Annotated in this window: 12 protein-coding genes and 1 pseudogene; 1 reads left to right on the top strand and 12 read right to left on the bottom strand. The window is 64.4% G+C overall.

Features of this window, described 5'->3' with window-relative positions:
• Positions 1–146: 146 nt before the first annotated feature.
• From pqqA to ACE3S9_RS10105, 5 genes are all read right to left on the bottom strand, one after another.
• Positions 147–221 carry a pyrroloquinoline quinone precursor peptide PqqA gene (pqqA, locus tag ACE3S9_RS10125; protein ID WP_298421461.1) on the bottom strand — a complete coding sequence of 25 codons (75 nt, stop codon included), beginning with the start codon at positions 219–221 and terminating at the stop codon, positions 147–149.
• A gap of 169 nt (positions 222–390) precedes the next feature.
• Positions 391–759 (bottom strand): DUF488 domain-containing protein, encoded by a 369-nt coding sequence (locus ACE3S9_RS10120; protein WP_374546335.1) that lies wholly within the window; start codon positions 757–759, stop codon positions 391–393.
• Positions 760–807: 48 nt separating this feature from the next.
• Positions 808–1,155, bottom strand: a complete 348-nt coding sequence (locus ACE3S9_RS10115; protein WP_374546334.1) for a carboxymuconolactone decarboxylase family protein — start codon at positions 1,153–1,155, stop codon at positions 808–810.
• 83 nt (positions 1,156–1,238) lie between these two features.
• The gene (gene fdxA / locus ACE3S9_RS10110; RefSeq protein ID WP_374546333.1) at positions 1,239–1,577 is read right to left on the bottom strand and encodes a ferredoxin FdxA; all 339 of its coding nucleotides are present in this window, start codon (positions 1,575–1,577) and stop codon (positions 1,239–1,241) included.
• A gap of 63 nt (positions 1,578–1,640) precedes the next feature.
• A complete protein-coding gene (locus tag ACE3S9_RS10105; RefSeq protein WP_374546332.1) occupies positions 1,641–1,895 on the bottom strand; it encodes a hypothetical protein in 255 nt (84 codons plus the stop codon).
• 403 nt (positions 1,896–2,298) lie between these two features.
• Between ACE3S9_RS10105 and ACE3S9_RS10100 the strand changes: the two genes are divergently transcribed.
• Entirely contained in the window at positions 2,299–3,129 is an 831-nt protein-coding gene (locus tag ACE3S9_RS10100) for a LysR family transcriptional regulator (RefSeq protein ID WP_374546331.1), read from the top strand.
• A gap of 29 nt (positions 3,130–3,158) precedes the next feature.
• Here the strand turns inward: ACE3S9_RS10100 and ACE3S9_RS10095 are convergent, their stop codons facing one another.
• The 7 genes and pseudogenes from ACE3S9_RS10095 to ACE3S9_RS10065 all read right to left on the bottom strand — a co-directional run.
• Positions 3,159–4,043 carry a hypothetical protein gene (locus tag ACE3S9_RS10095; protein ID WP_374546330.1) on the bottom strand — a complete coding sequence of 295 codons (885 nt, stop codon included), beginning with the start codon at positions 4,041–4,043 and terminating at the stop codon, positions 3,159–3,161.
• Between the two features lie 40 nt (positions 4,044–4,083).
• Positions 4,084–5,082, bottom strand: a complete 999-nt coding sequence (locus ACE3S9_RS10090) for an FAD:protein FMN transferase (RefSeq protein WP_374546329.1) — start codon at positions 5,080–5,082, stop codon at positions 4,084–4,086.
• Positions 5,082–5,594 (bottom strand): nitrous oxide reductase accessory protein NosL, encoded by a 513-nt coding sequence (locus ACE3S9_RS10085; RefSeq protein ID WP_374546327.1) that lies wholly within the window; start codon positions 5,592–5,594, stop codon positions 5,082–5,084. Before ACE3S9_RS10085 ends, ACE3S9_RS10090 begins: the two co-directional genes overlap by 1 nt.
• The gene (locus ACE3S9_RS10080) at positions 5,591–6,418 is read right to left on the bottom strand and encodes an ABC transporter permease (RefSeq protein ID WP_374546326.1); all 828 of its coding nucleotides are present in this window, start codon (positions 6,416–6,418) and stop codon (positions 5,591–5,593) included. The genes ACE3S9_RS10085 and ACE3S9_RS10080 overlap by 4 nt, the downstream gene beginning before the upstream one ends.
• On the bottom strand, positions 6,415–7,329 hold the full coding sequence (locus ACE3S9_RS10075; RefSeq protein WP_374546325.1) for an ABC transporter ATP-binding protein: 915 nt from the start codon (positions 7,327–7,329) through the stop codon (positions 6,415–6,417). Before ACE3S9_RS10075 ends, ACE3S9_RS10080 begins: the two co-directional genes overlap by 4 nt.
• The gene (locus tag ACE3S9_RS10070; protein ID WP_374546324.1) at positions 7,326–8,597 is read right to left on the bottom strand and encodes a nitrous oxide reductase family maturation protein NosD; all 1,272 of its coding nucleotides are present in this window, start codon (positions 8,595–8,597) and stop codon (positions 7,326–7,328) included. Before ACE3S9_RS10070 ends, ACE3S9_RS10075 begins: the two co-directional genes overlap by 4 nt.
• 2 nt (positions 8,598–8,599) lie before the next feature.
• Positions 8,600–9,108 (bottom strand): annotated as a pseudogene (locus tag ACE3S9_RS10065) (TAT-dependent nitrous-oxide reductase); the annotation flags it as partial.

The raw sequence follows: 9,108 nt of genomic DNA, 5'->3' as shown, positions 1-9,108 counted from the left end.
AGAGCAGAACGTGAGCGCGCTGAGGCTCTTCCCAGCGGAAATGATGCGTCGGATTGAGCTCGACCGCGTCATCAAGATTCAGGGGATGTTCGGCGTTCATGCGGCCCTCGCAAAAGTGGAGAGACCGAGGGTCTCTCCAACTCCGTTCAGCGAACGAAAACGTAGGCCGTCACTTCAAAGCCGAGGCGAACGTCGCAATAGGCGGGCTCGATCCAGTTCATTGCATTTCCCCTTATTTTCTTGGAGCGCTTCGGCCATTTCCCATGGCCGCTCGAAGAATAGGAGCCATGCAAAAAACGCTTTTGACTTTGGTTAGGCCGCGCGGCGGCGGAGGACGGATTTACGAATTTCTTACAGGCGAGCGCGCGTTCGACTGGACGTTTCCACACGTCACGTTTCGCGTTGGGCGTTGGCCGTGCGAAGCAGCGCGTCGCGAAGGACGAGCGCGTGATTGTGCTCCGTGTCGCGCGCCGCATAGACGAGCGTGATCACGCCCTTGCGCGCCAGTTCGTGCAGTTGGCGCAGGACGTCGGTCCGTCCCGCGAGTTCGGCGTCATAGCGGCGGCGAAACTCCGCCCATTTTTTCGGATCATGGTCGAACCAGCGGCGCAGGTCCGCGCTTGGCGCCGCGTCTTTCAGCCACAGGTCCAAAGCCGCATCCGCTTTGGCGAGGCCGCGCGGCCAGAGCCGGTCGATCAGGATTCGGCGTCCGTCGTCGGGCGCGGGCGGAAGATAGGCGCGTTTCAATCGAATAGTCATGTGCGAGCCGAAATCGTCACCGCGATCGCGCGAAGCGGCCATTGCGCATCACTCCGCGCGCGGCCGCTGTTCTTCTTCCATTGCGGTGAGAGCGAGGGCGGCGTGGGCGAATGCCGCGCCGGCGCGCATTTCCGAGGCGACCCAGATCGCCTCCATCAGTTCCTCGGCGCTGGCGCCCTGCCGCATCGCCGCCTTGGTGTGGCCGGCGATGCAATAGGGGCATTGCGTGACATGAGCGACGGCGACCGCGATCAATTGCTTGAACTTGCCGGACAGGGCGCTGTCCGCGAAAACCTGCCGGCTGAAAGCCTGGAACGCCCGTTCGGTCTCGGGCGCGAGCGCCCGCCGCTTGGCGGAGAGTTCGCGGGATGGAGCGGGATAGAGCGGTTCGGTCATTTTGCTCTCCTTCTTTCGCAAATCGGGACCGGCGCGCTGGCTGTCATTCCCGCTGCTTTTGGAATTTCAAACCGGTTGCGCCTTCAATCGGTTCCGGGCGCCGGGCTGAACTGTCGCGCGTATTTGTCGGCGACGCCGTCCCAATCTTTCGCGTCCGCCGGCGATTGGCCTTTTTGCAGGATGTTCGGCCAGCGCTCGGCGAATGTCCGGTTCAACTCAAGCCAGAACGGCGTCGCCGCTTCATCGGAATCGGGAAAGATGGCCTGGGCGGGACATTCGGGAACGCACACGCCGCAATCGATGCATTCGTCGGGATGGATGACCAGCATGGTTTCGCCCTGATAAAAGCAATCCACCGGGCACACCTCGACGCAATCCATATATTTGCATTTGATGCAGTTATCCGTGACGACGTGAGCCATCTGGGCGCCTTCAAGCGGGGTGTTTTCGGGAGAGCGATGTGGGCGGATTTTGCCCGCGCCGCGTCAGGATTCCGTCTGGTCCAGCCGTTCCGTGGCGAGCGCGAAGGTCAGGAGCGATCCGCCCAGCATCAGGGCTGTGCGCGCGCTGACGCCCTGTAGGAGCAGCGCCAATAAAGTCGCGACGGCGACGATCGATATGCCGGCCCAGCGACGGCGCGACGCGATCCGGCGAAGGTCACGGCCACGCGCCGGGCAAGGCGGCGCATCCGCGCTGGCGACGGGCTTTTCGCTGACGTGGCGGGTGGGATGAATTGGCATGGGGTTAAGTCCTTTTCGAACGCAGCCGTTTGCGGACCGTTCATGGGGGACTTTTCGACGCAAGGCGCCAGCCAAGGCAAATGAATAATATCGCGCCAAGACCGCAAAATGATTGCGCCGCCAAAAGTCCGTCGGATGCGGCTCCAATTCGTCAGCCTTGATAAGAATCCAGTGAAAACAGATGGATAAAGCGAATTATCTCGCGGTCGTTTTGAACGACGGATTGACCGTCTCACGCGTTAAGATCAATTTATTTGCGCATGAGCAAACAAGCGGCGCATAGCGCGTTTATAGAAAGATCGATCGCCTGACGGTCTGCGTCAGGCGTGAACGATCAACGGAAGGACGCCCCGGCGGGCGTCCGACGGAAAGCTTCGGGAGGCGTTTGGTCATGGATGTCGTCATGGCGCGGACGTTTCTGACGATCGTCGCCACGGGCAGCTTCGTCGCGGCCGCTGACAAGCTGAACATCACCCAGACGGCGGTGGGCGCGCGGATTCGCGCTCTCGAGGAGCAGTTGGGGCGTCCGCTTTTTTCGCGCAACAAGAGCGGGGCGCGGCTCACCGCGGCGGGGGAGCGCTTTCTCCGGCACGCGACGATCCTGGTGCAGACGTGGGAAACGGCGCGGCAGCAGATCAGTCTGCCTTCGGGTCGGGCGGAAGGCGTCGCCGTCGGGGCGGAGCTCAGCCTTTGGGACCCGTCGATGACGAACTGGCTGGTGTGGATGCGTCGCCATCGCCCCGATATCGCCGTGCGCGCGGAAGTCGATTCCGCCATTCGTTTGCTGGACAAGATTCGTGACCGCTCGCTGGACATCGCCGTTTTGCATAATCCGTCGCAACAGCCGGATCTGGTCGTCGAATTGCTGTGCGAGGAAAAACTGGTTCTCGTCACGACGGCGGACGATTGCGCGGTGGAGCCGGATGATTTCATCTTCGTCGATTGGGGGCCCGCCTTTTCGGTCAATTTGCGCGCGGCCGCGGCCACGCCCGCCAATCCGGCGATCTCCATCAATTTCGGCCCTCTGGCGCGCTCCTATCTGATGGCGGTCGGCGGCGCCGGCTATTTCCGTCTCGGCAGCGTCGACGCGCATCTGGCGACCGGGCGCCTCCGGCGCACGCCGGACGCGCCGGAATTTTCCCATTCGATCTATCTCGTTTACGCGGCGCGCCACGATCATGAATTGATCGATACGATGCGCGGCTCGCTGCGCGACGCCTTCGCGCATAAATGAAAGCCGATCGCCGCGATGGCGGCGGGCGCTTAGGCCTGTCGTTTCGACGCTTGGCTGGGGAGCAGGCTGTTGTCGCGGGCGCCGCCGGTCGAGGCGAGGCGCGCGACCATCCTGCTCGCAAGGCGCTGGGCTTCGGCGACGAGCGCTTCGTCACCGGATCGTTCGGCGATGAGCGCGAAATGGTCGAAGCCCTGTTCGAGCAGCCGCAGGCCGTCGGCGGCGTTTTTCAGGGGTTGCGCGGCGGCGGCGATTTCGCCCGCGCCTTGAGCCTCCTCGTCGGCGAGACGTTCGAAACGCGAGGCGTCGTCGTTCTCGCCGCGTGCCCACAGGCTCTCCGCCAGCGCGCGATGCGCGGCCGAAGCTTCGGCGTCGAGGCGTTTCGCCAGCGCCTCCAATTGCGCGAGACTCTCGGGGATTTCAAGCGCGGCGGGGCGATGCTCGTGGAAGGCGCGGCGGCGATATTGCCGCAGCAAGGACGCGTGCTCCAGTTCGTCATGCGCCAGATCTTCCGCCAGCGCGCGGATCTCGGCGCTCTCCGCCTCGGCTGAAACATAGGCGTAGAAAGCGAAGGCGCGCTCCTCGTTGCGCACTGCAAAGGCCAGCGCCTGATAGCGGCTGAGCGTCGCGCCGCGGGCTTCGGCTTCGTCGTGGCCGGGCGGTTTTTCCCACGCGACGCGCGCGCGCGTTTCGCTGTCTTGCGGAGGCCGGCGGCGCGCGGCGATCTGGCCCGCATGGGCGTCCTCCATCCGGGCGAGCGATTCAAACAGCGCGGCCATTTCGAGGTCGCCTTGCCGCGTCATGCGCTGAGACAAGTCTCGATAGCGGCTCGCCGCCTCCCGTTCCAGCGCCTCGGCGATAACCAGCAGGTCGCCAGGCCCACGCATGCGAACGTTGACCTGTCCTGTCCCGCTCATTTTCGTCTCCAACAAGCTTTACGTTTCGCGCCCGCCGGGGTTACGCCCGCTGGACGAAGCGCGATCCGTCCTGACGCATGAAATGGGCGACGAGACCGCGCCTGCGCACGACTTCCGCGGTCGCGTCCTCCGGCATGACGCTGAACGCCGTCGAAAACGCGTCCGCCTCCGTTGCTGTCGCCGCCTCGACGGAAGCCGACAGCCAGCGCCAACTGGTGTGGCCGGTGCGCGGCTCGAACAGATGATTGAATTTTCCGCCGGGGTCGAAGGTCGTGCCGCAGCCGGCCGAGGTCGCGATGGCGCGGTCCTGGAGCGCGACGCGCTCGGTCATGCGTTCCGACGCGCGGGGGTCTTCGAGACCGATCGACCACGGATCACCACCCGGATGTGAACCAAGCGCGTAAATTTCGCCCATATTGACCATGGCATGCTCGACGCCGCCCGCCCGAAGCAGGTCAACCACGCGGTCCGTAACATAGCCCTCGCCGATGCCGTTCAAGGTGACGCTCATGTTCGGCCGGGTCAGGCGAATCCGGCTTTCGCCCACGTCCAACGCGTCCTGCCCGATGCGTGCGACGGCCGCCGCGAGGGCGTCCGCGGATGGGCCCGACGGCGACGCGCCGGGTTGTGAAAAGTGATCCGCATAGAGGGTCCACAGCGGCTGCACGGTCACGTCGAAGGCGCCGCCGGTGAGTGCGTTCAGGCGATGGCTTTCGGACAGGATGCGCACCAGATCGAAGGGCGGGTCTTCGACCGCGCCGTCGCGGTTGAGGCGGCAGAGCGCGCTATCGGGCCGATACAGGCTGAGTTGGCGCTCCAGCCGCTCGACTTCGGCAAGGCTCGCCGCGATCAGGCGGTCCGCCGCCGCGGGGTCGGGATGGTGGATCTGCATGGTGGCGTCCGCCCCGAGCGCGGCGCCGGACCAGACGCGCAGCCGCGGGTTCTCGGCGGCGCCGGCCCGGACGGCGGAGATCGGGAGCAGCGGAAGGCCGCCGGCGGCGGCGGCGATGGCGATGAAACGACGACGAGATGGGCGCATCATTGATCTCCCGTTTTCGCCTCGAGGACATAATCCTGCGGCATGTCCGAGAACGGCACGATCCGGCCGCCTTCGGCATTTACGAAGTCTTTCGCGGCGGCCTCGTCGCCGAAGGGAATGGCCTCGTCGGCGTTCATGCCGCCGTGGCGGCGGCTGCCGATGACGAACAAAGCGCGGTGAGCGTCGATCCAGCTTCCCGCCTCGGGATGATCCCAATTCTTCGCTTTCGCCATGTCGTTGACATAAACCGCGACGACCGCCTTGGGCGATTCCGGCAGGAACAGAAAGGCGAAGGCGTCGCGGACGCTGGCGAACCAATAGGGGTCCGGCAGACCGCGAATGAAGATCTGGGCTTTCGGGCCAGGGTGCTCGCTCAGGGACATGCCGCAGAACTGCGCCGTCGAGGAATCCGTGACCTCGCGCGGCGAGGGCAAAGCCGCGTCCTGATCGTTCTTGCATGACGCGAGCGACAAAGCCGAAAGCAGCGCGAAAACCAGAGCGGCGCGTTTCATACCTGCCTCCGCGCGAACAAAAGAATGGCGGCGGCGAGCGGCGCGACGATCCAGGCCAGCAGCGCGCCGATCAGCGTGGCCGGCGCGAGCCCGGCATGGGCGCTGAGCCCGGCGACGCCGGCGAAGACGCCGACATCATTCATCGCGGTCAGATTGAGCAGGCGATAGACGTCGGCAGGATTGAACAGCAGCAGCGCGTTCAAGCCCTGCGCGGTCACGTTGCGGCCCTGATCCGCCACCAGCCCGCCGAGCAGCGCCATGTCGTAGATCAGCACGAAGAACAGCCAGACGCCGATGGCGATGCCGCCCGCCGTGCCACGATCGCCCACCAATGTGCTGATCAGATAGCCTATCGCGATGAACACGGCGCCGAGCAGGGCCGAGGTCGCGATCATGAAGGCGAAAGCGGCCCAGGCGCCGCTTTCCGCGCCCTGCGCCCATTCAACGGCGAAGCCTGCGACGCCATAGCCGATCACGGTTGCGAACAACAGGATGGCGAGATGGCCGATGAACTTGCCGAGCACGACCTGCCAGCGCGCGACTGGATAGGTGAGCAGCAGCGCCATCGTGCCGCGATCGATTTCGCCGACGATGGCGTCATAGGACAGAAGCAGCGCCATCAGCGGAATCAGGAAGATCGTCAGGCTGGAGAGGCTGACGATGGTCACGGAGAGCGCGCTGACCTTGACGGCGCCGGTCGGCGCCGAGCCGAGAAAGGCGAGGGTGAGCGCCAGCGCGGCGAGCAGCACGGTCGTCGCGACGAGCCAGCGGTTGCGCAGGCCGTCGCGCCATTCCTTGCCGATGATGATCAGGATCTGTTTCACGCCGCGCCCTTCTGGAATGCCGCATAGAGATCGTCGAGGCTGGGGCGCAGGATCTCGATGTCGCGCGCGGATTCGGGCAGGCCGCGCAGGATCGCCGCGACCTCGTCTTCGGCGCAGATGCGCTCCAGCCGTCCGCCCGCGACCTGCGACCAGGATGGGGGATCGCTGGGCCCCGCGCCGTCCGGCAGGAACCGGATGCGCAGCGGCAACGCCGCCAGTTTGCGCAGGTCGGAGACGCCGCCGTCCGCGACCTTGCGCCCGCGATTCATCACCGCGACGCGGTCGACCTGGCCCTCAAGCTCCGTCAGAGCATGCGAGGACAGCAGGATGGCCGCGCCATCCCGACGCAATTCGCGGATGATTTCGTAAAAGCTCTGCCGCAGCGCCGGATCGAGCCCGGAGGTCGGTTCGTCCAGCAGCATGGCGCGCGGATTGCCGAGCAGGGCCTGGGCGAGGCCAAGGCGTTGCCGCATGCCCTTGGAATAGGTTCCGACGCGGCGATGCGCCGCGTTTTCGATGCCGACGCGCTCCAGCAGGCGCGCGTTTTTCGAGACCGGCTGGCCCTTTAGACGGGCGTAAAAGGCGAGCGTTTCGGCGCCGGTCAGCGACGGATGCAGCGCCACATTCTCGGGCAGATAGCCGAGCGCCCGGCGCGCCGCCACCGCCGGGCCGGCTGAGGGGTCTTCGCCCAGCACGCGGACCATGCCGCTGTCCGGCGTCACGAGGCCAAGCATCATCTTGATCATGGTGCTTTTCCCGGCGCCATTATGGCCGACGAGGCCGACGCATTCGCCGGCGCACAGGATAAGATCGACGCTGTCAACGGCCGTCTGCGAGCCATAACGGCGGCTGACGCCGCGCATCTCGATCGTGATCTGGTTCATCGTCTGGTCGGGCGAAATGCGTTTCATGGAATCATGCGGTCCAGCGCCGACGGGTGCGGCGGTTTCATGAGCGGCGCGCTGTCGATCACGCCGCCGGGATGAATCGCGGGAAACTGCGCCTGCGCCCAGCGCACGACCTGGAGCGCGGGGCTGTTGAGCAGGATCTTGGCGGCGGGCGCGCGCCAGATCACCTGATCGACGAGATCGTTGGGCCGATAGGCCGTATCGGCGATGCCGTCGCCGTCGAGATCGAAGGCTGGATTATCGCTGTAAAAATTGCCGCGCCCATGCGACGACCAGTCGAGCAGCCGCGTGCCGACATACATCACCTGTCGCCGATTATTGACGAAGGCGTTGTCGGTGATCTCATTGCGCTCCGACCCCGCCGTGAAATGCACCCCGATAGCGCAGTTCTCGAACCAGTTCCCCGACAGGACGTTCTTGCTCGCATTGTAGATGAAGACGCATTTGTCGCTTGCCCGCGCGACATTGTTCTCGATGCGCGACATATTGGCGTAATTGAACAGCAAGCTGTGATCGCGGTCGTGGTCGGACAGGTTGTCGCGCACCACGAGGCGGTCGGAATACATCATGGCGTAGCCGACTTCGTTGCCGACCGACACATTCTGGGCGACCTCGCTGTCGTTGGTGTACATGAAATGCACCGCGAAACGCAGGTCGTGGAAGCTGTTGCCTCGGATGAGGTTGTGGTTGCTTGTCACCGAAAACACGCCGTCCCGGCCATAGCGTATGTCGTTGTCGACGATAGCGGAGCCGGGCGTGTTCCACAGCGAAACCGCCGGCCCGCGTTCGGTTCTGCGCAACCGCTGCAAGCCATAGATCTGATTGTGGCGGACGATCGCGTCATGCGGCCCGTCCAGATAGATCGTGATCAGATTATCGACGAGATGATTGTCTTCGATCCGCGCGCGGTCGCCCGTGCGATCGACGAAGATGCCGGAGTTCTTGCCGATCAGCGAAAGGCCGGATCGTCGAATGGTCAGGCCGCGAATGGTCACATCCGGAGCGTCAATGGTAATGACGTTGCCCGTTTCATCGCCATCGAGCGTCGCGCCAGCCTCTCCTTCGATCGTCAATCCGGGTTTGTCGATGACCAGCCCGCCCTTGAAGTTTCCCTTCGCCAGATGCAGCGTGTCGCCGGGCGCCGCGCGAGAGAGCGCCTCGATGACGCTCTCTCCTTCGCCCACGGGAATGACTGTCCCCCGCGCCTCCGCCGTCGCCAGGACGGCAGCGGCGAACAGCGCCGCTTTCAGCGGAAGGCGCGAGCGGCTCATGGTCAGCCCTGCTTCGGATGGACCAGCATGCGCCCGGCCATTTCCATGTGCAGGGCGTGGCAGAACCACTGACAGTACCACCAATGCACGCCGGGCCGGTCCGCCTTGAACGTGACTGACGCCGTCGCCTGCGGGCTGATCTCCATGGCGATGCCGTAGCGCACCAAAGTGAAGCCGTGAGTCAAGTTTTCGATGTCGTCCATATTGGTGAGGAAAACGGTGACTTCGTCGCCTTCGTTCACCTCGAATTTTTCGAGGCTGTATTTGGGCGCGTTGGAGTGCATATAGACACGCACTTTGTTTCCGTCACGGATGACGTCCGCCGCTGTCTCCAGTTTCACGCCGTCCTTGGCCGCCCATGCTCGCGCGTCCGCGAACATCGGATCGTCGCGTTTGTAGATGCTGATCGGGTTGATTTTCGACTTGTGCACGATGTCGAGATCGTGCGGTTCGGCGAAAGCCGGGCCGTCGTGCACGATTTTCATTTCATCGCCGGAAATGTCGATCAACT

The organism is Rhodoblastus sp. (assembly GCF_041915505.1).
Lineage (GTDB): Bacteria > Pseudomonadota > Alphaproteobacteria > Rhizobiales > Beijerinckiaceae > Rhodoblastus.
The sequence above is the reverse complement of the archived record's forward strand: the minus strand, read 5'-3'. Positions and strand labels throughout refer to the sequence as shown.